The sequence below is a fragment of the Serratia sp. PL7 genome (assembly GCF_945957435.1).
Genome location: NZ_CAMFLB010000001.1, coordinates 2,447,426 through 2,470,215, shown reverse-complemented (window position 1 = coordinate 2,470,215; position 22,790 = coordinate 2,447,426). Strand labels below are relative to the sequence as shown.

Below are 22,790 nucleotides of genomic sequence, written 5' to 3'. Positions count from 1 at the left end.
CGGTTTGGCCAGCCGGCGGTTGTCCTGAGGTCAGAGCTTTTTCAGCAGCGCCAGCAGTTGCGCTTCGCTTTTCTCCGCCAATCCGTCGATCGCCAGTTTGATGATGTCGGAACGGGTGATGCGCACGATGCCGTTGCGCGCCGCCTGCACGATCACTTCATCGATAGCCTCAATGTGGTTGTCCGTCAGGCTGACGGAGATCGCCTTATAGGTGCGCTTGCGGCCGGCCGGTTTGGCTTCTGGCGCGGGCGCCGCGACCGGCAGCGTGTGCGAGGTGGCGCTGTTGATGAATTCGTCTTCCGACATGCGGTGGGAGGGGGTGCGTTTTTTCACAAGATCACCTCTTTCACCAGGCATTCAATTTCGCTCTGCGCCTTTTCGTTGTTCGCCTCGTGCACGGTGATGGCTTCACCCCAGGCGTCACGGTAAATCTTGCGGTCGCACAGGCGGTTGCTCACCAGGGTGAACTCCGGGTATTCGCTCAGCACCTGCGCCGCTTCGTTGGCTTCATTAATGAAGATATTGGTCGGGCACATGTTCAATACGATGTAGCCTTTGACCTTCTCGTTGTATTCCTGCGCGGTGGAGAACATCTCCGACAGATAGCCAATGGTGTCGAGATCCATCTGCGAAGGGCGCAGCGGCGAGAGGAACAGATCGGCGGCCAGCAGGCCGGAGCGCAGTTCGGCGCTGTCGCGGCCGGCGGTGTCGACGATCACGTAGTCGTAATGGCGATCGAGCTCCAGCAGCGTTTCCTTGATTTTACCCGACGCGGCCACCACCGGAATGTGCGGCAGCCCCTCGACGTTCTGACGGTCGTTGTACCAGGTCATGATCGATTTCTGGTCGTCGGCATCGACGATGATCGCCGTCTTGCCTTGCTTAAGAATCAGATACCCGGCGATGTTCACCGCTTTCGTCGACTTGCCGACGCCGCCTTTTTGCGAGCCAATCAGGACAATCATGCTGCCATCTCTCAAGTTATTAAGCTGATAACTTATTAAGTTAATATGCTTATTAGGTTGATAATCAAACAGGTTAACAAGAACAACTCGCGAACAATATGCACCAACTGCGGCGGCTTGCCAAGCCAGTATGTTGTTAACTGCGCAGCTTATTTTGCGGTGAATCGGCCGGGTGGGTAAGTAGGAATTCTCTGGGAAGTGGCGGAACGGAAGAGAGTTTTTGTTAATTTAACAGCTTAATAAGTTAGTGGCTCATTAAGCTGTCGATGGCGTTACTTCTTCATCATCGCCTTCAGGTTGGCGAACGGGTTGTGGGTGGCGACGCCGATATCTTTCTGAGCGTCTTCACCGGCCACCACCGTTGAACCGTATTGATCGGCCTCGGTGTATTTCGAGTGCTCGTGGTCGTGACAATACAGGCACAGCATTTCCCAGTTGCTGCCGTCTTCGGGGTTGTTGCTGTGATCGTGATCGATATGGTGCACCGTCAGTTCGCGCAGGTTGGAATAAACGAATTCGCGTGAGCAGCGCCCGCACACCCAGGGGAACAGTTTCAGCGCTTTTTCGCGGTAGCCGGTTTCCAGCTTCGCATAGTTTTTGGGGATATAGGCCATGGTGGTTGTCCGTCGTGAATAGCTATGCGGCAAATAATACCACACTGCGTGCGGCTACAACGTGCGGCTCATCTTGCCGTTGTCAAACGTCTCCACCGCCCAGTCGATAAACGCCCGCAGCTTGCCGCTGAGGTGGCGATTGGACGGGTAGACCACGTACATTTGCTCCGGCGGCGGCTGCCAATCGTGCAGCAGACTGACCAGCTCGCCGCTGTCGAGGTGCGGCTGCGCCATAAACCGATAGATCTGGATGATGCCCAATCCGGCCAGGCTCGCCGCCAGCAGCGCGTTGCCCTCATTGATGCTGACCGGGGAGCGCTGTTGAATGGCGATCTCTTTGCCGTGTTCGGCATAGCGCTGCGGGTGGATGCGGTCGTTAAGCGGGTGGCGATAGTGCACCATCGGAAAACCCTGTTCCAGATCGCACGGGTGGCGCGGCGTACCGTGAAGCGCCAGGTAGGCTGGGGTGGCGCAGCTGACCCAGTCCAAATCGAACAGGCGCCGGGCGATCAGGCTGGAGTCGGCCAACGGACCGCTGCGGATCACGCAGTCGGTGCTGTCGCTGATCAGATCGATCACGCGGTCGCCGACGCTCAGATCGATCTGTATCTGCGGATAGCGTGCCAGAAAGTCGGGCAGTGCCGGCAGCAGTAAGCGACGTGCGGTGCCACCGCCGGTGTCGATACGCAGCACGCCCTGCGGAGAGCTTTGCGATTCGGTCAGGCAGCCTTCCATCTGCTCCAAATCCGCCAGCCATTTCACCGTATTCTGGTAATAGCATTCACCTTCGCGGGTGACCGACACGCTGCGGGTGGTGCGCTGGAACAGCTTGGTCTGCAGGTGATCCTCCAGATTCTGGATCAGCTTGGTGACCGTCGCTTTCGGCATGCCCAGCGACTCGGCGGCGCGGGTAAAGCCGCCGGTTTCCACCACGCGGTTAAATACCCGGATAGCGAGCAAATGATGGTCCATAGGTTCTCAACGCCATGCCCCGGCGACGGCCGGGGCATGTTTCTGCAGATAGATAATGATTAACACTGTTTAGCGCCAATCGCGCCGGAGCGCAAGCTGAGGCCGAATACCAGCGTGGCGGAAAGGATCAGCGCGCCGCCGAACAGCATGGCGCTGCTGACGCCCTGCCAGTCCACCACCTCGCCGCCCAGCAGGGCGCCGGAAGCCAGCGCGATCTGGATGACGCACACCAATAGCGCCTGACCGGCTTCCGGCGCCTGCGGCACGGCGGCGAACATCCAGTTGGTGGCGCAGACCGGCACGGCGCCAAAGGCCAGCCCCCATACCAGCACCATCAGCGTGGCGCCGGCGAGGCCGCTGAGCAGCGGCGAAACGATCAAAATGCCCGCCAGCATGGCGGCGATCAGTATGAAGGTGGCGCGCAGGCTGTATTCCCCCAGACGCTCGCCGAGGAAGGTGCCCAGCAGGCCGATGGCGCCATAGGCCAACAGCTGCAGTGAGATAGCCGATGGGCTGAGGACGAACACCTGCTGCAGCAGGGGCCGCAGGTAGGTGTAGGCGGCGAAGTGGCCGATGAACAACAGCACGATGGCGATCAGGCCGATGCGCGCCATCGGCAGGCGCAGCGGCAGTACCAGATCGCGCGGTGTGACCGGCCGGGACGGTGGTACCGAGGTCAGCAAACGCAGCTGCGCCAACAGCACGCCGACCGCCAATGCCGCACCGCCGAAGAAGGCGGCGCGCCAGCCGAACAGATCGCCGATCAGCGCCCCGGCCGGCACGCCGCACACCGCGCCGACCGAGATGCCGCTGAGGATCAGCGCGGTGGCGCGGCCCTGGCTGGCTTCCGGCACCAGATGGCGGCCGTAGTTGGCGGCGAACGACCAGAAACCGCCGACGCAGATGCCCAGCAGCACGCGGCCCAGCAGCATCATCGGGAAGTTGACGGCCAGCGCCGCCACCAGATTGGAGACGATCAGCAGCAGCGATAGCCCCAGCATCAGTAAACGCCGATCCAGACGGCCGGACATCAGGCTCAATACGGGGGCGGCCACCGCGGCCACGATACCGGGCATGGTGACCATCAGCCCGGCGGTGCCGGTGCTGACGCTGAGCGAAGGGGCGATGTTGGTCAGCAGGCCGATCGGCAAAAACTCGGTGGTGACCATGACAAAACAGGCGACCGTCAGCGAGAAGATCGCCGGCCACGGGGATGATGCAGGGTTATCTTTATTATTCAGCATAATGCCGCTCGTCTCAGGTGAATACGCAGGCCGCGCTCGGGGCACGGTGTGACCGAAGTCACAATCTACGGCAGGTGTAAGTCGCGGATAAATCCATCTGCGGTGGTTACACTGTTTCTGAGGGGGAACAATCGCGGCGGCGAGTGAAAACGCGGCTTGCGCCGCGCCTAAGGGAAAGGAATAAAACGGCATAAGGTTATGACCGAATGCCGCGTGGCGCTTATAGCCCCGGCGCTTTCCACAGCGAGGTGGTCAGGCCGTTGTCCACCAGCGTCAACTGATCGGCGTAGACCCGCCGCCACGTTTCTTTCTGTTCTTGATACAGCGCGTGGTGGGTCATGTCCGGCTGATGCTCGCGCTCCCAGCGCACCAATCGCTCGCCGGTTTCGGCCAGCGACTCGTATAACCCGGCGCCGACGCCGGCGGCGATCGCGCAGCCCAGCGCGGTGGCCTCTTTCACCACCGGTACCCGTACCGTCAGCCCGGTGACGTCGCTGAGGATCTGGCTCCACAGTTTGCCCTTGGCACCGCCGCCGGCGAACACCAGCGAGCGCGCCTGCACGCCGGAGAAGGCGGCGATCTGCTCCAGATTGCAGGCGGAGACGATGGCGGCATTCTCCTCCAGCGCGCGGAACAGCGTCTGTTTGTTGCAGCGCTCCGGATCGATAGACATGTTGATGAACGACGGCGCCGCGTGATACCAGGTTTTGAAATGCATGGCGTCGGAAAAGATGGGCATCACGCCGTAGGCGCCCGGCGGCACTCTGGCCGCCATCTCTTCCAGCAGGCTATAGGCATCGACGCCCAGCCGCTCCGCCAGCAGTTTCTCTTCGGCGCAGAACGCGTCGCGGAACCAGCGCATGGTCAGGCCGGTAAAGAAGCTGATGGATTCTGCCTGCGCCATGCCGGGAATGACGTGAGGGTTGATGCGGATGTTCATCTCCGGATCGATGGCCGGCTCCGGCAGGTTGACGATTTGCTGCCAGAAGGTGCCGCCGAGCACCGCCGTCTGCCCGGCGCGCACGATGCCAAGCCCCAGGCTGCCGAGCTGCACGTCGCCGCCGCCCATCACCACCGGGGTGCCGCGCAGCAGCCCGCTTTCCTGCGCCGCCTGTTCGGTGACGCACCCCAGCACGCTGCCGGTCTCTTTCACCGGCGACAGAATATCGGCGCGCAGCCCGGCCATATCGAGCAGCGCCGGCCGCCAGTCACGGCTGCTCAGATCCAGCATGCCGGTGGTGCCGGCGTTGGAAGGATCGACCGCCAGCTCGCCGCTCAGCATGTTGGCCAGCCAGTCGCTGATCATGGTCAGCGTCGCCGCCTGGCGATAGATGTCCGGGCGGTGGTGCGCCAGCCATAGCAGGCGCGGCATGGCGCTCAGCGCCAGCGTCTGGCCGGAGTATTGATACACCTCGCGTTCGAAGCCGTGGTTGTGCAGCTCTTTCAGTTCACTGACCTCATGGCTGGCGCGCGCATCGACGTTGGCACAGGCCCAGATCGGCACGCCGTTGCGATCGTACAGAACGATGCCTTCGCGCATCGAGCAGCAGGCCACCGCGCGGATCGCCTGAGCGCTCAATCCAGCGCGTTGCATTGCCTGGCGGATGCACTGGCAGGCCAGCTGCCAGTTGCGGTTGAGGTCAAACTCCATTGAGCCGGGTACGCCCGGCACCGCCAGGTGTTGCCACTCCGCCTGGCCGTGCGCGATCTGGTTACCCGCCAAATCGAAGATCACGGCGCGAATGCTGCCTGTTCCTGCATCCAGCGCCATCAAGTAGTTATCCATAGCCTATGCTCTCAGGGGGAGGAGTGTTAACTATAGATGCCGCCGTCTTCCCTCGCCGGGGGTGGGGTGGGCATCGCCGGTGCGATTTGTGAGCCAGGCGGCAAAATTGCCGTTGCGGCAGGGCAATCGACGGGAATGAACCTATGGTTGGAAAGCGCCATGCTACGGCGCGCCGTTCAAACAAGGAGCTGTCATGCACGTCACATTGGTAGAGATCAACGTTAAACAGGACAAAATCGACGAATTTATCGACGTTTTCCGCGCCAATCATCTGGGGGCGATCGAAGAGCCGGGCAACCTGCGCTTCGACGTGCTGCAGGATGAGCATATTCCGACGCGGTTTTACATCTACGAAGCCTATCGCGACGAGCAGGCGGTGGCGGCGCATAAGCAGACCCCGCATTACCTGCAGTGCGTGGAGAAGCTGGAAGCGCTGATGACCGGCCCGCGCAAGAAAACCACCTTTATCGGCCTGATGCCGGAATAAGCGCCGGCGTTTGCCGGTGTCCATGTCCCCGGTTTGGTTGTAATCTGCAAGGTAAAGCGAATTTTCAATGGGATAAGCGGGGCGAGGATGACATTGCGCGATCGGCTGTTGGCGCTGTTGGTGGTGGTGATCTGGGGTGTGAATTTCGTCGTCATCAAGTTCGGTTTACAGGGCATGCCCCCGTTTCTGCTGGCTGGGATGCGCTTTTTGCTGGTGGCGTTGCCGGCGATCTTCTTTATTCCGCGCCCGACGATCCCGTGGAAATGGCTGTTGCTGTACGGCATGACCATGAGCTTCGCGCAGTTCGCGTTTTTGTTCGTCGCCATCAAGGTGGGCATGCCGGCGGGGCTGGCCTCACTGGTGCTGCAGGCGCAGGTGTTTTTCACCCTGCTGTTGGGTGTCGTGCTGATGGGCGAAAAGCTGCGCGTCAACCATTTCGTCGGCATTGCTATCGCCAGCGGCGGCATGCTGGTGCTGGCGCAGGCCAGCCTGCATAAGCCGGGCAGCGGCGCGGTCCCCCTGGCGGGCCTGCTGCTGACCCTGGCGGCGGCGTTTTCCTGGGCGCTGGGCAACCTGACCAACAAGAAGATCCTGGCCGGTTTCCCGCAGCGCAACATTTTGTCGCTGGTGGTGTGGAGCGCGCCGATCCCGGTCGTGCCGTTCCTGGTCTGCAGCTGGCTGTTCGACGGCCCGCAGGTGGTGCTCGCCAGCCTGAGCCATGTGCAGGTCGGCACCTGGCTGGCGATTGCCTATCTGGCGTTCGCCGCCACGCTGTTCGGTTATTCTGTGTGGGGCAGCCTGCTGGGGCGCTACGAAACCTGGCGCGTCGCGCCGTTGACGCTGCTGGTACCGTTGGTCGGGCTGTTTGCCGCCTGGCTGCTGCTGGACGAAGCGCTGTCGCCGGCGCAGTTCGGCGGCGCATTGCTGGTGCTGGCCGGCATGGCGGTCAACACCTTTGGGCTGCCGCGCCGCCGGGCCGTCGCCGTGCGCTAAATTGAACAGGGCAATTCTGTTCAATACGTTGTCGGCGCGGCCCGGCACTCTGGCACCTGTGAATATTTTCTCAGGTGCCCATCATGAATATCTACCTTTCCATGGCCGCGTTCGCGCTGGCGGCCTCCATCACCCCCGGCCCGGTCAACATCGTCGCATTGAGCGCCGGGGCGCAATTCGGCTTTGGCGCGACCCAGCGTCACGTATTCGGCGCCACGCTGGGGTTTACCCTGTTGCTGTTACTGCTGGGATTGGGCATGCACCAACTGCTGATCCTGTGGCCGGCGCTGACCCGCTTGATTCAGTGGGCCGGCGTGGCCTTCCTGCTGTTTATGGCCTACCGGCTGGCGTTTGACGACGGCAGGCTGGGCAACGGCGCGGCGCAGGCGCCTTCCTGTTGGTACGGCGCGCTGATGCAATGGCTGAATCCCAAGGCATGGTTGGCGTCGGTGGCCAGCCTCGGCGCTTTTGTCGGCGACGGCGACATCCGGCTGCTGTGGCAATTCGCCGGGCTCTACTTCGTGATTTGCTATGCCTCAGTGGCCTGCTGGGCCTATGTCGGTGCGATGCTGCGCGGCCTGCTCAGGCAGGCGCGCAACGTACAGCGTTTCAACCGCGTGATGGCGGCGTTGCTGGCGGCCAGCGCCTGCTATCTGTTGGCGGAGGGTTTTTGATACTGGCCGGGCGTGGCGGCCAGCAGCTGTTTGAAGGTGCGCTGAAAGTGCGCCTGATCGGCAAAGCCGCTTTCGCTGGCGGCCGCGGCGATCGGCAGGCCGCTTTTCAATAGCCGATGGCCGTGCTGCACGCGGCGGTTGACCAGATAGGCGTGCGGCGTCATGCCGTAACGCTGGCGGAAGGCGCGGATCAGGTAAGAGGGCGAGAGCGCGGCGGCGCGGCAAATATCGTCCAGCGTCAGCGGCCGGGTGCAGTGCGCGTCGATAAACGCCGCCGCCGCTTCCAGCCGGGCATGCGGCGGTGTCTCCGGCTGGCGGCCGCTGCCCAGCCCGAGCTGCAGGGCGCTGAAATACTCCACCATGGCGATCTGTTTTTCCAGCGCGCTGCACAGCGGATCCGTCAGCAGCGCATAAAGCCGATTCAGGCCGTGGAACAGCGCCGGATCGCGGCTGTGCGGCTGGCTGAAGGGAACAAAACGCTCGCCTTCGCCCCCGAGCAGCTCCTGCTGCAGCGCGCCGATCCAGGCGAGATCGAGATAGAACATGATGTATGACCAACGGCGGTCGGCGATCGGATTACAGGCATGCGCCTGCTGCGGGTTGATGACAACCAGATCGCCGGCGCTAACCTGCATGCGCCGCTCGCCGTTGACATAGGTGCTGACGCCGCCGGTGATGGCACCGATGGAAAAGAATTCGTGGCTGTGCAGGCTGTAACACGCCTGGCGGCCATCCGCGATGGCGCGGGCTTCGACGAACGGCAACTGCGGATCGCGCCAGAACTGCGGCGTTTTTTCACTCATACGCTTTCCTTTTCACTGCGGTGGCATCACAGTGTTATAGCCTGAAAGCGACGAGAGGGGGAATGGCGGATGATGATTTTTAACGTGTTCGGCCGTCTGCTGGGCGTGAAGCGCATCGGGGATGAGTGGCGGCTGTTCCGCGTGACGCTGCCGGAGCGCAAGTATGCCCCCAGCCACGATATCGTGCTGCCGGCCGATCTGCGCGAAGAGGAGATCGCCGGCTATCTGGGGGATATTTATCACGAGGCCGCGACGCCGCAGCGGCCGGACGTGTTTCGCGTCGAATAGCGCGGCGCGTTACTCTTCCGCGTTGCGCGCCATGATGCGGCGCTGGTGTTCCTCGCTGGCGGCCTGGATCTCTTCCAGCACCGAGCCGACATCGGCGCACTTCTGGATTTCGCTGAACCGGCCGCTGAGGGCGCTGTCCGGCGTCAGATTGCCTTCCTGATACAGCGCCCAAATCTCTTTGGCGTATTGGCTGTCGCGCAGTTCCGGCGCGAATTGGCCATAATATTCCGCCAAATTGTTGATATCGCGCTCGAACATGCTTTTGGCGTGGTTGTTGGCGGCGGCGTCCACCACCTGCGGCAGATCGATGATCACCGGCCCGTCTTTATCCATCAGCACATTGAATTCCGACAGATCGCCGTGCACCAGCCCGGCGCACAGCATGCGCACCGCGTAGTTCATCATCAGGGCGTGATCGGCCCGCGCCTGTTCCGGCGTCAGGATGACATCGCTCAGGCGCGGCGCCACCAGACCTTCTTCGTCGGTAATTAGCTCCATCAGCAGCACGCCGTCCAGGCAGATATCCGGCTGCGGCACCCGCACCCCGGCCTTGGCCAGCAGATACAGCGCGTCCACTTCGGTGTTTTGCCAGGCTTCTTCCTGCTGCTGGCGGCCGAATTTGGAGCCTTTGCTCATGGCGCGCGCGTCGCGGCTGTTGCGCACCTTGCGCCCTTCCTGATAGTGAACGGCCTGCTTGAAGTTGCGCTTCTCGGCCTCTTTGTACACTTTGGCGCAGCGGATCTCATCGCCGCAGCGCACGATAAACACGTCGGCTTCTTTGCCGCTTTTCAACCGGCGGATGACGTCGTCGATTAACCCGTCATCAACCAGCGGCTGGAGTCGTTTTGGAATTTTCATGCAGCCTTGTACCCTATTTAGGCTCCGGTGTGAATGGCTTGCGCAGTTGATAGCGTAAGTTAGACCCGAAAGGCAAACATTAGTTTTGCCGCCGCGTCATCATTGCGCGGCGGCGGGTCCTCACAGGCTGGCGGCCGGCACCCAGACGCTGACGCTGCCGGCGTTGACCGGGAAATGGGCGCTGCCCTGGTCGTCGGTGGTGATTTCCTCCTGACGGTTGCCGAGGAAATCGCGCCAGGCGGTGTGCGCCAAATCGGCGCCCAGCGCGACGGTCTTGCCGCTCTCGCCGCCGTTGGTCAGCACCACCACGCAGCCGGGGGCCTCGGCGGTGCCGGCGCGGCTGAAGGCCACGCAGTGGCTGTCATCGAAGTAGTCGGTTTGCGGGCCGTTGGCGAAGCGCTGGCGGGCGGCGATCAGCTTCTCCAGCTCCGGGATCGCCGGCATGTCAATCTGGTACTCGCCGCCGTCGCGCCCCTTGTCGCGGTAGCTGGCGCCATACAGGTCGGGGTAAAACACGCAGGGCACGCCCTGTTCGCGCAGCAGGATCAGCGCGTAGGCCAGCGGTTTGAACCAGGGTTCCACCGGCGCCTCCAGCGATTGCAGCGGCTGGGTATCGTGGTTGGCGACCAGCGTCACCGCGTGGGCCGGATCGGCGGCGGTCAGGGTATCGGTGAAGATCTGCGCCATGTCGAAGCCGTCGCCCTGTTTCGACGCCTGATGAAACTTCAGGTGCAGCGCCACGTCGAACAGCATCACCTTGCCGTCCACCAACTCGATGTATTGTTGCAGCGCGCCGAGGTCGTGCGACCAGTATTCGGCAACGATAAACAGATCGCGCTGCGCGCTGTCGCGCACGTGATCCGCCCACTCTTTGAAAAACCAGGCGGGGATGTGTTTGGCGGCGTCGAGGCGGAAGCCGTCGCACGGCAGCGTGTCCAGCAGCCAGCGCGCCCAGTATTTGAGCTCCTCCGTCACGGCGGTATTGCGGAACTCCACGTCGGCGCCCATCAGATAGTCATAGTTGCCTTTCTCGTCGTCGACCTGATCGTTCCAGCCGTCGTCGCCGTAGTCGTTGGCGATTTTAAACACCCCTTTGTCGTCCGGCTGCTCAACGTAATCGACGCCGCTGAAGCATTTGTAATCCCAGATAAACTCGGAATGCACGCCCTGGCGGCCGGGAAAGGTGAAGCGGGTGTAGGCCAGCGCGTCGAAGCCCTGGTCGTTGATGTCGTTGCGGTTGTTGGCGTCCACCTTGAACACGTGTACCCGTTCTTTTTCGTCCGCGCCGAGCTTGTGGTTGAACACCACGTCGTAGATCACCCCCACGCCGTGTTCGCGCAGCGTAGTGGCGGCATGTTCCAGCGCCGCCTTGTCGCCGTATTTGGTGGCCACGCTGCCTTTCTGGTCAAATTCGCCCAGATCGAACAGATCGTAGGTGTCGTAGCCGACGGAGTAGCCGCCGGAAGCGCCCTTGCAGGCGGGGGGTAGCCACAGATCGGTGATGCCCAGTTCGGCAAGGTGCGGGGCGCGCTCGGCGGCCTCCTGCCACAGTTTGCCGCCGTCGGGGTAGTACCAGTGGAAGAATTGCAGCAGGGTGGTTTTTTTCGTCATGAGCCAGCGTCCCGGTTAGCCAGAAGGAAAGGAGCAGTTAAAGCATGGGCTACTTTTGGCAAAAGGGACAATGGCGTAGGGGGGCGCGCGAAGGCAGGCGTAAATATGTAACCGATATTGACGGGATAGCGATTAAGTTGCTGCTATCAAGTTTTCACGTTTTAGTTTTTATTAACTATTTTTCAAATAGATATTTGCTTTGTTTTTTGTTATGTCAAATTTTGATGTTTTTAATCTCATTTTTATTGGTTTTTTATTTTAATTTTAAATATTAATTTGTATTTAAGTTTTTAAAATAATCAATTAAATGGTTTTAAATTCTGGTTAATGAAATGTTTTGACATATTCAGATGCCCCGTTGGTTATTCATTCGCAATTGTTTATGCGTTATCGTTATGTTCTAAATTAGGTAACACTATCAACCAATAATCCATCCAACGCAGCGTGAAGGTGGAAGTACAAGGGAGCATAACGCCGTGAACATCAGGGATTTCAGAGCATTGGCGCGCAGTTTGGTCAGAGAATTCGGCATGTTGAACAAGCAGAGCAACGGCTCGTGCTTTTCGCCGCTGCAGATCCATCTGATGATCGAAGTCAGCGAGCAGCCGCTGGGCGTCACCGAGCTGGCGGCCCGGCTTTGCATCGACAAGGCCAGCGCCAGCCGGGCGCTGCGCAGCCTGGTCGCCGCCGGCGTGATAGAAACGGTGGATCATCCGGATGACAAGCGGCACAACCTGCATCGGCTGAGTAAACAGGGCGGCAAGGCGCTGGCCGGCATCGAGAGCGACGCCGACGGTTTTATGCAGGCGGCGCTAGCGCAGTTGGATGACGATGAGCTGGCGAGCACCACTGCGGCGATGAAAAAGATGACCGCGGCGCTGCACAGCGCGCGCAAACAGCGCGACGCCAACCTGCGGGTGCGGCCGATCGCCGCGCGCGACGATGCGGCGATGGCGGCGATCATTCGCGACGTGTTTCGCGAGTACGGCATGGACAAGATGGAAGGGGTCAGCCTGCACGATCCGGATCTCGATCGGCTGACCGGCCTGTATCACGACAACGGCGGCCGCTACTGGGTGCTGGAGCGGGACGGGCAGGTGGTGGGGGGCGTCGGCATGGCGCCGCTGGCCGGCGAAGAGCCCGGCTATTGTGAGCTGCAGAAACTGTTCTTCAAACCCGGTGTGCGTGGGTTGGGCATGGCGCGCTATATGGTGGTGCAGGCGCTGAAGGCGGCGCGGGCGGCAGGGTATCGCTATTGCTATCTGGAAACCACCGAACAGTTGAAAGAGGCGATTGGGCTGTATTACGCGCTGGGTTTCACGCTGTTGACGGAACGGCGCGGCAATACCGGCCACCACGGCTGTAATGTGTGCATGCTGAAAAATCTGCAGAACGACGATATGTGAGCGGTTTCAAGGTTAACGCCCGCGCCTTGTGTCACCCTGTTAACCGTTTGATAACAATCACAACGTTTTATCAGGGAGGAAACTATGTTGGGGGATCCCATGGCGCTGTCCGCGCTGGTCACGCTGGTGGTCATCGCGCTATGGGCCAGCGCCCGCTTGCCGGAGTATTTGGTCGCGCTGCTGTTCTTTGCGGCGGTGATGGTATTGCAGCTGGCGCCCGCTGCGGTGACCTTTTCCGGTTTCGCGTCCTCCGCATTCTGGCTGGTGCTCAGCGGTTTCGTGTTGGGCAGCGCCATCCGCAGCACCGGCTTGGCGGATCGCCTGGCCAACCGCCTCTTGCCGCATCTGGCCGGTTCCTGGCCGCGCCTGGTGGGCGGCGTGGTGGCGATAAGCTACGCGTTGGCGTTTGTCATGCCCTCGAACATGGGGCGGATTACGCTGCTGATGCCGATCGTCATGGCGTTGGCCGATCGCGCAGGTCTGGCGGAAGGCTCGCGCGGCCGCATCGGTTTGGCGCTGGCGGTGGGGTTCGGCACCTTCCAGCTCTCCGCCAGCATTTTGCCGGCCAACGTGCCCAACCTGGTGATGAGCGGCGCGGCGGAAAGCGCCTACGGCAGCCACTTCGCTTATCTCTCTTATCTGCTGTTGCATGCCCCGGTGCTCGGGGTGGCCAAAGGCGCATTGTTGACGTTGTGCATCTGCGGCCTGTTCCGGGCGCGGCCGCAACCGGTGGTGGCCGAGGCGGGGCAAACGCCGCTCAGTGCCGCCGAGTGGCGACTGATCGCGCTGTTGGGCATGACGGTGTTGCTGTGGATGACCGACAGCTGGCACGGCATCGCCCCGGCCTGGATAGGGTTGGCAGCGGCCTGCGTCTGCCTGCTGCCGCGCATCGGTTTTCTCAACGGCGAACAGTTCGCCGCCGGCGTTAACGTGCGCACCTGCATTTACGTGGCGGGGATCCTGGGGCTGACCGCATTGGTCAGCCACTCGGGGCTCGGCGATCGGTTGGGTGGCGCGCTGCTGGCGATGATGCCGGATCTGCACGGTAAGCCGTTTACCGCATTCGGTTCGCTGGTGGGGATCACCGCGCTGTTGAATTTCGTGGTGACCGCCAACGGCGTGCCGGCGCTGTTTACCCCGCTGGCGCAGGCGCTGTCCGCGGGCAGCGGCCTGCCGCTGCTGACGGTGTTGATGACCCAGGTGATCGGTTATGCCACCCCGCTGTTGCCGTATCAGGCCTCGCCGATCGTGGTGGCGATGGGGATGGGCAAAGTGCCGGCACGCGAAGGGCTAAAGCTGTGCCTGCTGTTGGCCGTGCTTAGCTTCGCACTGCTGGTGCCGTTGGATTATCTGTGGTTCCGGCTGCTGGGGTGGATCCCGTAAACAGCCCCGCACCGCCGGCAAAACAATCTTCGTCCAGCGTCAGGGTGGCGATTTTATGCACCGGCCCGCGCATGCTGACCTGAAAATCGCCGCTGAAGGCGATCTGCAGTTCGCCGCCCGGCATCCGCACGCTAACCCGATCGCCGACTCGTCCCAACTTGCGCATCACGCTGGCGGCGGCGCAGCTGCTGCTGCCGGAGGCAAGGGTAAAGCCGGCGCCGCGCTCCCAGATGCCGATGCGCAGCGTCTGGCGATCGACCACTTCCACCAGTTGTACATTGGTGCGTTTCGGGAACAGCGGATGGCGCTCAATCTGCGGTCCGAGCCGATGCACCTGCGCCAGATCCAGTTTTTCCACCGGCACCACGCAGTGCGGGTTGCCCATCGACACCAGCGAAACGCTTAACGTCTCCTCCTTCAGGGGCAGCGGATAGTTCAGCACCTCCGGCAGATCGATCAAGGCCGGCAGCGCCGCCGGGCTGAAATTGGCGCGCCCCATCTCCACGGCTATCTGATGCGCGTCTTCCGCCACCTGGCAACGCACGTCGCCGCCGGCGGTGTGCACCAGAAACGGCTGATGCGCCACGCGTCTGCTGTCGAACAGATACCGCGCGTAGATACGCAGGCCGTTGCCGCTTTTCTCCGCTTCGGAGCCGTCCGGGTTGATGATGCGCAGGGTGGGATTGACGGCGTCACCGCTGTCGATCAGCAGGCCGTCGGAACCAATGCCGTAATGCGGGTGGCACAACAGGCGGATCTGTTCCTGGCTCAGACGATCGGCGACCGAACGGTGGCAGACCAGGTAGTCGTTGCCCAGGCCGTGATATTTGTGAAACAGCAGGGGAGTCATGGCGTTGCTCGGCTCAGCAAGAAAAGGTGGCTACAGCTTACAACAGAACGTTGGCGTCAAAACAAACAAAAGGCGGCCTGAGCCGCCCTTTTGCACGATTGCCTATCTGGCCATTAATTGTAGATGATCGCGGTGCCGTGCAGTTTGTTGTCACCGGTGGTGGCGATGATCTGGAAGGATTTGGCGCCCGCCGCGTCGGCTTTGGCCGCCAGTTTGTTTTCCAGGCTGCTCAGGTCGGACGCACCGCTGACGGTGACGACGCCGGCTTTTTGCAGGTCGGCGGGTTGTGCGTTAACCAGATCGGCGGCGAAGCTGCCGAAGGAGACGGAAGCCAGTGCGATGGCTGCGATGGTCATTTTCAGGTTTTTCATGGTCTTATTTCCTATCTTTGTTCTTTACGATGTTTGTTTTGTAAGGTCGTTAAATTGATTAACGATCGATAATTTAATGTTAGATGCCGGTTTGACGGATTGCAAGTATTTTTTTAATGCTCGTTAATTAATTTTTTTTACGCCCTGGCGCTGTGAGCAATAAGGGTATGCAGTCCACAGGATTAATGCTTTGTTATTGATAGATTTCTGCAGTACCATGCAGCTGGTTGTTACCGCCGGCGCCGATGATGCGGAAGGATTTTGCGCCTGCCTGATCGGCTTTAGCGGCCAGGCTGCTTTCCAGCGAGGTCAGATCGGATGCGCCGCTGACGGTGATGACGCCCACTTTCTGTTGATCTGCCGGTTGGTTCTGGACTAAATCGGCGGCGAAGCTGCCGAAGGAAACGCTGGCCAGAGTGAGAGCTGCTAAGGTTAATTTTAAATTTTTCATGATGTTAATTCCTTTCTGATAACGGTCAATAGAGGGTTTTAATCTGCTTCGTTAAATTATCTTAACGATCGATAACTAAATGCTAATCGGTTCTCGACGAACGCGCAATATTTTTTTATAATGATCGTTAAGTTATTTGTGCTAAGCCTGCCGTGGAGCGGGATAGGAGAGGAACGATGAGCATCAATGAAGCGGTCTGCGGCAAGAAAAGCCGTGGCAGACCAAAACAATTTGATCGCGACCGGGCGCTGGAAAGCGCGCTCGATCTGTTCTGGCGGCACGGTTATGAAGCCACCTCGCTGGCCGATCTGGTGGAAGTGACCGGCGCCAAGGCGCCGACGCTGTATGCGGAATTCGGCAACAAAGAGGGGATGTTCCGCGCGGCGGTGGAACGCTATCTGCAAAAATACACCACCTGCACCAACCAGCTGTTGGAACAGGATGTGCCGGTGGCCGAGATCGTCGAGGCCTACGTGCGCTCTTCCGTCGAAGTGTTTACCGACCCCGATACGCCGTCAGGCTGTTTTATGGTGTGCGCCTCCGCGGCACTGTCGTCTGCTTCCGACGACGTCGCCCAGATGCTGCGCAAAAAACATCATGCCCAGGAAGCGGCGCTGAAAGTCTGCTTCGATCGCAAGGTGCAGCAGGGCGAATTGTTGGCGAAAACCGATACCGCGCTGCTGGCGAAATACGTCATTTGCACCATTGAAGGCATGTCGGTGCAGGCGCGAGAAGGGGCAAGCCGGAGCGAGCTGTTGCGGTTGCTGGAGGCGCTGATGCTGGTGTGGCCGCGGCTCAGCCAGATTGGCAATAAGGTGTAACAACAGGCCCGGTTTTCACCGGGCCGTATAACCTACTACTGATTGACCGGGATCACCGCGCCCTGGTATTTCTCGCGGATAAAGTCCTGAATCGGCTTGGAGTGCAGCACCTTCACCAGCGCCACGATCTCCGGCTTGTTCACGTCAGCTTTGTGCACGGTGATGATGTTGGCGTACGGGTTGTTTTCGCCGCTTTCGACCGCGATCGGATCCTTGGTCGGATTCAGCCCGGCGTCGATGGCGTAGTTGGCGTTGATCACCACCGCGTCACCTTCGTTGTTGTTGTACATCTGCGGCAGCAGCGCGCCTTCAACGTTCGCCTGGAACTTCAGGTGTTTCGGGTTTTCCACCACGTCGGTGATGCGCGCGTCCACCTTGCTCACCCCTGGCTTCAGCTTGATCACGCCTTGCTGCTCAAAAATTGACAGGATGCGGCCTTCTTCCGCCACCGCGTCGCGCATGATGATTTTGCCGTTTTCCGGCAGATCTTTCAGGCTCTTGTACTTCTTCGAGTAGATGCCGATAGGCTCAATATGGATCGCGCCGGCGCTGACGAAGTCGTAGCTCTTGTCGTCGGCGTGGTCTTTCAGCACCGAGTTCAGGTAAGGCACGTGCTGGAAGTAGTTGGCGTCGATGTCGTGGCTGGCCAAGGCGGTGTTCGGCAGAATGTAATCCTGGAAGCGCTTGATCTGCAGATCGATGCCTTCCTTCGCCAGTATCGGTTTGGCCTGTTCGAGGATCTCGGCGTGCGGCACGTTGGAGGCGCCGACCACCAGCTTGGTCGCCGCGGCGGCGCCGTAAGAGGCGAGGGTGGCGACAGAGGCGAAAGCCAACATCAGTAAGTGCTTTTTCATCATCGTTTTCCTTGGTTAATTAACGTTTATCGAGCGTTCTTGTCAGGGTGTCGCCAATGAACTGAATGACGAAAACGATCAGCAGAATCGTCAGCGTCGCCACCAGCGTCACGTCACTGTGGTTGCGTTGGAAGCCTTCCAGATAGGCCAGGTTGCCCAGGCCACCGGCGCCGATCACCCCGGCCATCGCGGTGTAGCTCACCAGCGCGATCAGGGTGACGGTGATGCCGGAAACCAGCGCCGGCGAGCTCTCCGGCAGCAATACGCGGAAAATCAGGGTGCGGTTTTTGGCGCCCATCGAGCGCGCCGCTTCGATTACCCCTTTATCGACCTCGCGCAGCGCGATCTCCACCAGCCGGGCGTAGAACGGCGCGGCGCCGACGATCAGCGCCGGCAGGGCGGCGTCCGCACCGAGAATGGTGCCGATCAGCGACTTGGTGAACGGGATCAGCAGCACGATCAGAATGATGAACGGAATGGAGCGGAAGACGTTGACCAGTACGGAGATCAGCGAGTAGACCGCCCGGTTCTGCAGCAACTGGCCCTTCGAGGTTAAAAACAGTAGCACGCCGAGCACGATGCCCAGCACCAGCGTGGCCAAACCGGCGATGCCGGTCATGTACAGCGTTTCCCAGGTGGCGTCCCACAGTTGGTCCAGGCGCAGGTGGGGGAACAGGGATTCAATCATGTTGGATAACCTCGACGGCGATATCTCTTTCGTGCAGCAGGCTGAGCATGTCGGCGACTTGTTGTTCGTTGCCTTCGGCGTGAATGTACAGTTCGCCGAACGAACCGTTGAGGGTGTGGCTGATCTTGCCGTGCAGAATGTTGACGGTCAGGGCGTAGCGCCGGATCACTTCGGAGATCACCGCCTGATGGGTTTGCACGCCCACGAAGGTCAGCTTGAAAATCGCCCCCGGCAGATGAGCGGTGAGCAGTGGATTGAAGCTCTCTTCCGTGTCCGCATACTGCGACACCTGTTTGACGAATTGCCGGGTGATCGGCTGTTGTGGCCGGGTGAACACGTCAAGCACCGGGCCTTCTTCGACGATGCGGCCGTTTTCCATTACCGCCACGCGGTGGCAGATTTTGCGCACCACGTGCATCTCGTGGGTGATCAGCACGATGGTCAATTTCAGCTGGCGATTGATGTCCAGCAGCAGGTCGAGAATGGCGTCGGTGGTTTGCGGATCGAGCGCCGAGGTGGCTTCGTCGCACAGCAGCACGCTCGGGTTATTGGCCAGCGCGCGGGCGATGCCGACGCGCTGTTTCTGGCCGCCGCTGAGCTGCGACGGATAGGCGTTTTCGCGCCCCTGCAGGCCGACCAGCGCGATCAGTTCCGCCACGCGCGGCGCAATCTGCGCCTTGGGCACGCCGGCGATCTGCATGGAAAAAGCGATATTCTGGCTGACGGTGCGCGACCACAGCAGGTTGAAGTGCTGGAACACCATGCTGATTTTCAGGCGTGCCTGGCGCAGATGGCTGCCTTTGGCGCGGGCAATATCGAAACCGCCCACGTCAATGCGGCCGCTGGTGGGCGTTTCCAGGCCGTTGAGCAGGCGGATCAGCGTGCTTTTGCCCGCGCCGCTGTAGCCGATGATGCCGTAAATTTGCCCGGCGTCCACCGCCAGACTGACGTCGTCTACCGCCACGACGCGGCCCTGTGCGCTGTCAAAAGTTTTGCAAACGTTCGAAAGAACGATCATAACGAAGCGGATCCTTATCGATACATCACAGCATTCCGTCCGGAGCGCGTTGCGCCGGACAGGGATCGTTCGGCTTTTCGGCGGGGCACGACCCGGCGGGAAGTGGCGGACGGAACCTCTGTTGCGGGTGAATACCGGGCAATCCTACCGAGGGTTGATAGTGACAGGAAGAATGTAAAATCTATTACTTATTCTGATTTGATATATTAAACGGCGGGCGCCATGGGGGGGAGAAAACCGGCCGCTGGGCGGCCGGTGGAGGGCTAGCGTTTTTCCAGCTTCATGTGCAGCAGCGGGAACGGGTTGCCCTGGCCGTCGAGCGGCGAGCGGCCGGTGATGACAAAACCGTAGTGGCGGTAGAAGCCGCTGGCCTGCGGATTTTGCTCGTTCACGTCCAGCTGCAGCTCATCGTGCAGCGTTTCCGCGTGGGTCAGCAGCGCTTTGCCCACCCCTTTGCCGCGCTGATCGGCGTCGATAAACAGCATCTCCACCTTGTTGCCGTTCAGACCGATAAAGCCGCAGGGATGCCCCGGCCGCTCTTCGGCCACCCAAACGTTGACCGCCGGCAGGTAATCGTTCAGCACCAGCGGGAACAGCTGTGCGATGTTGTCTTCGGTTAAAAAGTGGTGAGTGGCGCGCACCGAACGCAGCCAGATATCTGCCAATTGCGCGTTGTCTTCCGCCGCGCGTGCTCTGATGGTAATCATCGAACTCTCTGCTATCTAAGTTGAAGGAAAAGAAACTAGATAGAGGTTTTGTGGGGTTAGTGCCGAATTAACGTGGGTTAACGCCCTGCAAAGCGCCTCTGCAGTGGATCGAATAGGCCCGCCTAGTTGCAAGCGGTATAACAACTGTAATTCAGTAAGTTAATGCTTTCAACCGCCGCAGGGCGCAATGAGGCGCTCGCCGCGTGATACACTGGCCGCTGAATGAGCAAGAGGGCGGCAGGATGGAAGCGGTACGCGCAGCGATAGAAAAACAGGTGCTCAGCCTGACCGGGTTGGCGCTCGGCGGCGTCGATTTTGAGAATCCGCCCGGCGATCCGGGGCTGTTCGGCCCGCAGTCGGTCATCTGGCAGGTACACCGCGATTTCACCCCGATGCTGTGCGGCGGCGTCAGCGCCTTGCTGTTGCAAATGCTGCACCCGTTGGCGCTGGCCGGCGTATGGGATCACTCCAACTTCCGCGACGATATGATTGGCCGCCTGCGCCGCACCAGCCAGTTCGTGTCGGTCACCACCTTCGGCCCGACCGCCGAGGCGGAGCGGCTGATCGCCAAAGTCAAAGCCATCCATCTGCGGGTGACCGGCGTCGGCAGCGACGGCACGCCTTATGCCGCCAGCGATCCGGCGCTGCTCACCTGGGTGCACGTGGCGGAGAGCAGCCGTTTTCTGGCCAGCCACCTGCGCTACCGTAACCCGCATCTTTCCCGCGATTTGCAGGATCAATACTACCGCGAAGCGGCGCGCGTGGCCGCCGCGCTGGGGGCGACCGCCATTCCTCAGTCCTGCGCGGAGGTCGAAGAGTACCTGCAGGCGATGCGGCCGCAGCTGGTCTGCGATGAACGCACGCTAGAGGTGGCGCGCATTCTGCTGAAAGCGCCGGCACCTAGCGCATTGGCGCGCCCGCTCGGCGGGGTGGTGATGCAGGCGGGCATCGATCTGTTGCCCGATTGGGCGCAGCGGCAGTTCGGCTTTCACCCGGGCGCGTTGCGGCGGCGGTTGGTGCGAACGGGGGCCGCAGGCCTCGGCAAAGTGCTGGGCGCGTCGATGCGCAACGGTTCCTATCAGCGCGCGGTGAGGCGCATTACTCGGCCGTCATGAGCCACAGCCGCTATAATTAGTCTTTGTTTATCTTCGTTTACGGCCGCTTTTGAGACTTTTACGGGTGATCCGGCCAGTAATGCGTTTTACACTTGGGGGCAAAGCCACATTCCATTTTTTGCGCGCAGCCGATTCTGCCGCGCCCTGACCCTATTGAGGTGATATGAACGAGTCATACGTACTTGCTGAAGTCAGCAATGAGAACCAGACGCTGGTCGCGGTGGTTCAGCAAGATCACCGGGCAGCCTATTTTTACATCTATCCCGCCGAAGCCTACAGCGATCGCTATCAGGTGCGCGCCTGTTGGCTGCGCAATCTGGCCGCCGCGCCGCTGCAGGAAGATCGCGCCGCGCTGGAGCAGGGGCAGCCGCCGATGCTGGCGGCGGAATTTTGCCGCAACCTGGAAGGGGAAGCGCCGCTGAACCCGGAAGGGCTGATGGTGGTGTGGAGCGAAAGCGACGACGGCGCGGCCCTGTGGTATTACGGCCAACTGCTGGCGGTGATCCCCGGCTGGAGCCTGTATATCGACCATTCGGTGTGCTATTCGGCCAGCTGCATCAAGGAGAGCCCGTTGGCCTATCCGCTCGGTTCGGCCTCGACCAACACGCAATATGCGCAGGCGGAAAGCACCCGCCAGTTTTGGCGCAGCTGGCAGCGTGAAGAGGGCAATCCGTGGCCGAAGATGCAGCGCGATTTTCAGGCGCGCTATGAGCCGCATTTCGGCCCTTCGGTAAAATACTACGCCATCGATCAGGGCAAGTGGCCGCCGATGGCCATCACTCAGCACGAGCGCGACGGCATCTATTACTTCCTCACCATGGGCGTCAGCATTCGGCCGATGCCGTGGGTGGAGATCCTGTTCAACGATGAGGCTTCGCGCTATCGCCGCATGGAGATGGCGATCGCCATCGACAGCCAATACATGACCGAAGACAACGCGGTGCAGATGGCCAGCGCGCTGGCCGGTTTCGCGCACGCGCCTTGGGCGCGGCTGACCTGGATCGGCGAAGGGCATACGCTGGAGTCGGACGTGGCGCCGCTGGGCTACGAGGGCTATATTTTATCGTCGTCCTTCTACCCGCATCACGCGCACCTGACTCTGCCGCAGCAGTACGGCGACCCGGTGAACCTGTTTTGGGCCAGCCCGGTGTTTACCGCCGAGCGCCAGCTGGCGCACGCCACGCCGAACGGCGGGCACGATCTGGTGAACCGGTTGCGTGAGCAGGGCGTCGATCATATTTTCCGCCCGCGCCAGCCGGTGTGCTGACGCGGCTTAATCTTCGGGAGCCGCCATGACCACCGCGCTGTTGATTATCGATGTGCAGGAAGGATTGTTTACGCCGCCGCCGGCGGATGCCACGGGCACCGTTACGCGCATTAATCAGCTGAGCGAGCGCGCCCGCCGGGCGGGCGTGCCGGTTGTCGTCATTCAGCACCATACGCCGGACGACGAGCTGCCGCACGGCAGCGCCGCCTGGCAAGTGCTCGCGGCGCTGAAGGTGGCGCCAAGCGACCATCGGGTGGATAAAACCACGCCGGACTCGTTCCTGCGCACTTCGCTTGGCGCGTTGCTGATCGCCAACGGCGTATCGCAGTTGGTGGTTTGCGGTTACTCCACGCCGTTTTGCATCGATTCCACGGTGCGCAGCGCCGCGGCGCACGGCTATCCGGTGACGCTGGCGGCGGATGCCCACACCTGCCACGACAAATCCTATGCCGACGGCCTGCTGATCCGTACCCACCATAACGAGACGCTGTCGAATATCGACAGCTTCGGCGTGCCGATCCGCGCCGTGCCCGCAGCGGACATCGTGTTCTGAGAACGGAAAAC

26 protein-coding genes are annotated in these 22,790 nt (G+C 60.9%); 10 read left to right on the top strand and 16 right to left on the bottom strand.

Annotation, left to right across the window (positions count from 1 at the left end):
• Positions 1 to 30: 30 nt before the first annotated feature.
• From N6G83_RS11970 to lsrK, 6 genes are all read right to left on the bottom strand, one after another.
• Positions 31 to 333: a hypothetical protein gene (locus N6G83_RS11970; protein WP_049208936.1), complete on the bottom strand. Its 303-nt coding sequence runs from the start codon at positions 331 to 333 to the stop codon at positions 31 to 33.
• A complete protein-coding gene (locus N6G83_RS11965) occupies positions 330 to 965 on the bottom strand; it encodes an AAA family ATPase (protein WP_025301991.1) in 636 nt (211 codons plus the stop codon). Before N6G83_RS11965 ends, N6G83_RS11970 begins: the two co-directional genes overlap by 4 nt.
• Before the next feature lie 272 nt (positions 966 to 1,237).
• A complete protein-coding gene (gene yajD, locus N6G83_RS11960) occupies positions 1,238 to 1,579 on the bottom strand; it encodes an HNH nuclease YajD (RefSeq protein ID WP_004939576.1) in 342 nt (113 codons plus the stop codon).
• A 54-nt stretch (positions 1,580 to 1,633) separates the two neighbouring features.
• Positions 1,634 to 2,551, bottom strand: coding sequence for a LysR family transcriptional regulator (locus tag N6G83_RS11955; RefSeq protein ID WP_043136865.1), 918 nt, complete (start codon positions 2,549 to 2,551; stop codon positions 1,634 to 1,636).
• A 59-nt stretch (positions 2,552 to 2,610) separates the two neighbouring features.
• Complete coding sequence (locus N6G83_RS11950; RefSeq protein ID WP_197819316.1) at positions 2,611 to 3,795, bottom strand: MFS transporter; 1,185 nt, start codon at positions 3,793 to 3,795, stop codon at positions 2,611 to 2,613.
• A 220-nt stretch (positions 3,796 to 4,015) separates the two neighbouring features.
• Entirely contained in the window at positions 4,016 to 5,581 is a 1,566-nt protein-coding gene (gene lsrK / locus N6G83_RS11945; protein WP_025301994.1) for an autoinducer-2 kinase, read from the bottom strand.
• A gap of 193 nt (positions 5,582 to 5,774) precedes the next feature.
• On the opposite strand from lsrK, the gene lsrG reads away from it, so the two are divergent.
• From lsrG to N6G83_RS11930, 3 genes are all read left to right on the top strand, one after another.
• On the top strand, positions 5,775 to 6,068 hold the full coding sequence (gene lsrG / locus N6G83_RS11940; RefSeq protein WP_033642299.1) for a (4S)-4-hydroxy-5-phosphonooxypentane-2,3-dione isomerase: 294 nt from the start codon (positions 5,775 to 5,777) through the stop codon (positions 6,066 to 6,068).
• Between the two features lie 87 nt (positions 6,069 to 6,155).
• Positions 6,156 to 7,061 (top strand): EamA family transporter, encoded by a 906-nt coding sequence (locus N6G83_RS11935; protein ID WP_025301996.1) that lies wholly within the window; start codon positions 6,156 to 6,158, stop codon positions 7,059 to 7,061.
• Between the two features lie 83 nt (positions 7,062 to 7,144).
• Positions 7,145 to 7,735 carry a LysE family translocator gene (locus N6G83_RS11930; RefSeq protein ID WP_043136876.1) on the top strand — a complete coding sequence of 197 codons (591 nt, stop codon included), beginning with the start codon at positions 7,145 to 7,147 and terminating at the stop codon, positions 7,733 to 7,735.
• On the opposite strand, the gene N6G83_RS11925 is transcribed toward N6G83_RS11930, so the two are convergent.
• Positions 7,711 to 8,538 carry an AraC family transcriptional regulator gene (locus N6G83_RS11925; protein WP_025301998.1) on the bottom strand — a complete coding sequence of 276 codons (828 nt, stop codon included), beginning with the start codon at positions 8,536 to 8,538 and terminating at the stop codon, positions 7,711 to 7,713. The two genes, N6G83_RS11930 and N6G83_RS11925, sit on opposite strands and share 25 nt — an antisense overlap.
• A gap of 69 nt (positions 8,539 to 8,607) precedes the next feature.
• On the opposite strand from N6G83_RS11925, the gene N6G83_RS11920 reads away from it, so the two are divergent.
• A complete protein-coding gene (locus tag N6G83_RS11920; RefSeq protein WP_025301999.1) occupies positions 8,608 to 8,826 on the top strand; it encodes a hypothetical protein in 219 nt (72 codons plus the stop codon).
• 9 nt (positions 8,827 to 8,835) lie between these two features.
• Here N6G83_RS11920 and N6G83_RS11915 read toward each other — a convergent pair whose 3' ends face one another.
• Together N6G83_RS11915 and amyA are read right to left on the bottom strand one after the other, a co-directional pair.
• Positions 8,836 to 9,684, bottom strand: a complete 849-nt coding sequence (locus tag N6G83_RS11915) for a PA4780 family RIO1-like protein kinase (RefSeq protein WP_099816737.1) — start codon at positions 9,682 to 9,684, stop codon at positions 8,836 to 8,838.
• A gap of 120 nt (positions 9,685 to 9,804) precedes the next feature.
• On the bottom strand, positions 9,805 to 11,295 hold the full coding sequence (amyA, locus tag N6G83_RS11910; protein ID WP_260515388.1) for an alpha-amylase: 1,491 nt from the start codon (positions 11,293 to 11,295) through the stop codon (positions 9,805 to 9,807).
• 500 nt (positions 11,296 to 11,795) lie between these two features.
• On the opposite strand from amyA, the gene N6G83_RS11905 reads away from it, so the two are divergent.
• Together N6G83_RS11905 and N6G83_RS11900 are read left to right on the top strand one after the other, a co-directional pair.
• Positions 11,796 to 12,701: a helix-turn-helix domain-containing GNAT family N-acetyltransferase gene (locus N6G83_RS11905; protein WP_308317664.1), complete on the top strand. Its 906-nt coding sequence runs from the start codon at positions 11,796 to 11,798 to the stop codon at positions 12,699 to 12,701.
• Between the two features lie 84 nt (positions 12,702 to 12,785).
• Positions 12,786 to 14,084 carry an SLC13 family permease gene (locus N6G83_RS11900; protein WP_049295226.1) on the top strand — a complete coding sequence of 433 codons (1,299 nt, stop codon included), beginning with the start codon at positions 12,786 to 12,788 and terminating at the stop codon, positions 14,082 to 14,084.
• Here the strand turns inward: N6G83_RS11900 and dapF are convergent.
• The 3 genes from dapF to bhsA (N6G83_RS11885) all read right to left on the bottom strand — a co-directional run bounded on the left by dapF (position 14,020) and on the right by bhsA (N6G83_RS11885) (position 15,756).
• Positions 14,020 to 14,934 (bottom strand): diaminopimelate epimerase, encoded by a 915-nt coding sequence (gene dapF, locus N6G83_RS11895; protein ID WP_260515385.1) that lies wholly within the window; start codon positions 14,932 to 14,934, stop codon positions 14,020 to 14,022. The genes N6G83_RS11900 and dapF overlap by 65 nt on opposite strands.
• Positions 14,935 to 15,047: 113 nt before the next feature.
• A complete protein-coding gene (gene bhsA, locus N6G83_RS11890; protein WP_016928601.1) occupies positions 15,048 to 15,305 on the bottom strand; it encodes a multiple stress resistance protein BhsA in 258 nt (85 codons plus the stop codon).
• A 193-nt stretch (positions 15,306 to 15,498) separates the two neighbouring features.
• Positions 15,499 to 15,756 (bottom strand): multiple stress resistance protein BhsA, encoded by a 258-nt coding sequence (gene bhsA, locus N6G83_RS11885; RefSeq protein ID WP_033637578.1) that lies wholly within the window; start codon positions 15,754 to 15,756, stop codon positions 15,499 to 15,501.
• A gap of 176 nt (positions 15,757 to 15,932) precedes the next feature.
• On the opposite strand from bhsA (N6G83_RS11885), the gene N6G83_RS11880 reads away from it, so the two are divergent.
• Positions 15,933 to 16,577 (top strand): TetR/AcrR family transcriptional regulator, encoded by a 645-nt coding sequence (locus tag N6G83_RS11880; RefSeq protein WP_049203879.1) that lies wholly within the window; start codon positions 15,933 to 15,935, stop codon positions 16,575 to 16,577.
• Positions 16,578 to 16,612: 35 nt separating this feature from the next.
• On the opposite strand, the gene N6G83_RS11875 is transcribed toward N6G83_RS11880, so the two are convergent.
• The 4 genes from N6G83_RS11875 to N6G83_RS11860 all read right to left on the bottom strand — a co-directional run bounded on the left by N6G83_RS11875 (position 16,613) and on the right by N6G83_RS11860 (position 19,844).
• Positions 16,613 to 17,431, bottom strand: coding sequence for a MetQ/NlpA family ABC transporter substrate-binding protein (locus tag N6G83_RS11875; protein WP_043136906.1), 819 nt, complete (start codon positions 17,429 to 17,431; stop codon positions 16,613 to 16,615).
• A 19-nt stretch (positions 17,432 to 17,450) separates the two neighbouring features.
• The gene (locus N6G83_RS11870; RefSeq protein WP_004939505.1) at positions 17,451 to 18,119 is read right to left on the bottom strand and encodes a methionine ABC transporter permease; all 669 of its coding nucleotides are present in this window, start codon (positions 18,117 to 18,119) and stop codon (positions 17,451 to 17,453) included.
• Positions 18,112 to 19,137 (bottom strand): methionine ABC transporter ATP-binding protein, encoded by a 1,026-nt coding sequence (locus N6G83_RS11865; protein ID WP_025302007.1) that lies wholly within the window; start codon positions 19,135 to 19,137, stop codon positions 18,112 to 18,114. The genes N6G83_RS11870 and N6G83_RS11865 overlap by 8 nt, the downstream gene beginning before the upstream one ends.
• Positions 19,138 to 19,400: 263 nt before the next feature.
• A complete protein-coding gene (locus tag N6G83_RS11860; RefSeq protein WP_016928596.1) occupies positions 19,401 to 19,844 on the bottom strand; it encodes an acetyltransferase in 444 nt (147 codons plus the stop codon).
• Between the two features lie 242 nt (positions 19,845 to 20,086).
• Here N6G83_RS11860 and N6G83_RS11855 point away from each other — a divergent pair, with 242 nt between their 5' ends.
• The 3 genes from N6G83_RS11855 (at position 20,087) to N6G83_RS11845 (ending at position 22,779) form a co-directional block, all read left to right on the top strand.
• Positions 20,087 to 20,959 (top strand): oxygenase MpaB family protein, encoded by an 873-nt coding sequence (locus N6G83_RS11855; protein WP_197819380.1) that lies wholly within the window; start codon positions 20,087 to 20,089, stop codon positions 20,957 to 20,959.
• 163 nt (positions 20,960 to 21,122) lie between these two features.
• On the top strand, positions 21,123 to 22,226 hold the full coding sequence (locus N6G83_RS11850) for a suppressor of fused domain protein (RefSeq protein ID WP_025302009.1): 1,104 nt from the start codon (positions 21,123 to 21,125) through the stop codon (positions 22,224 to 22,226).
• 25 nt (positions 22,227 to 22,251) lie between these two features.
• Positions 22,252 to 22,779, top strand: a complete 528-nt coding sequence (locus tag N6G83_RS11845) for a cysteine hydrolase family protein (protein WP_043136914.1) — start codon at positions 22,252 to 22,254, stop codon at positions 22,777 to 22,779.
• Positions 22,780 to 22,790 lie beyond the last annotated feature (11 nt).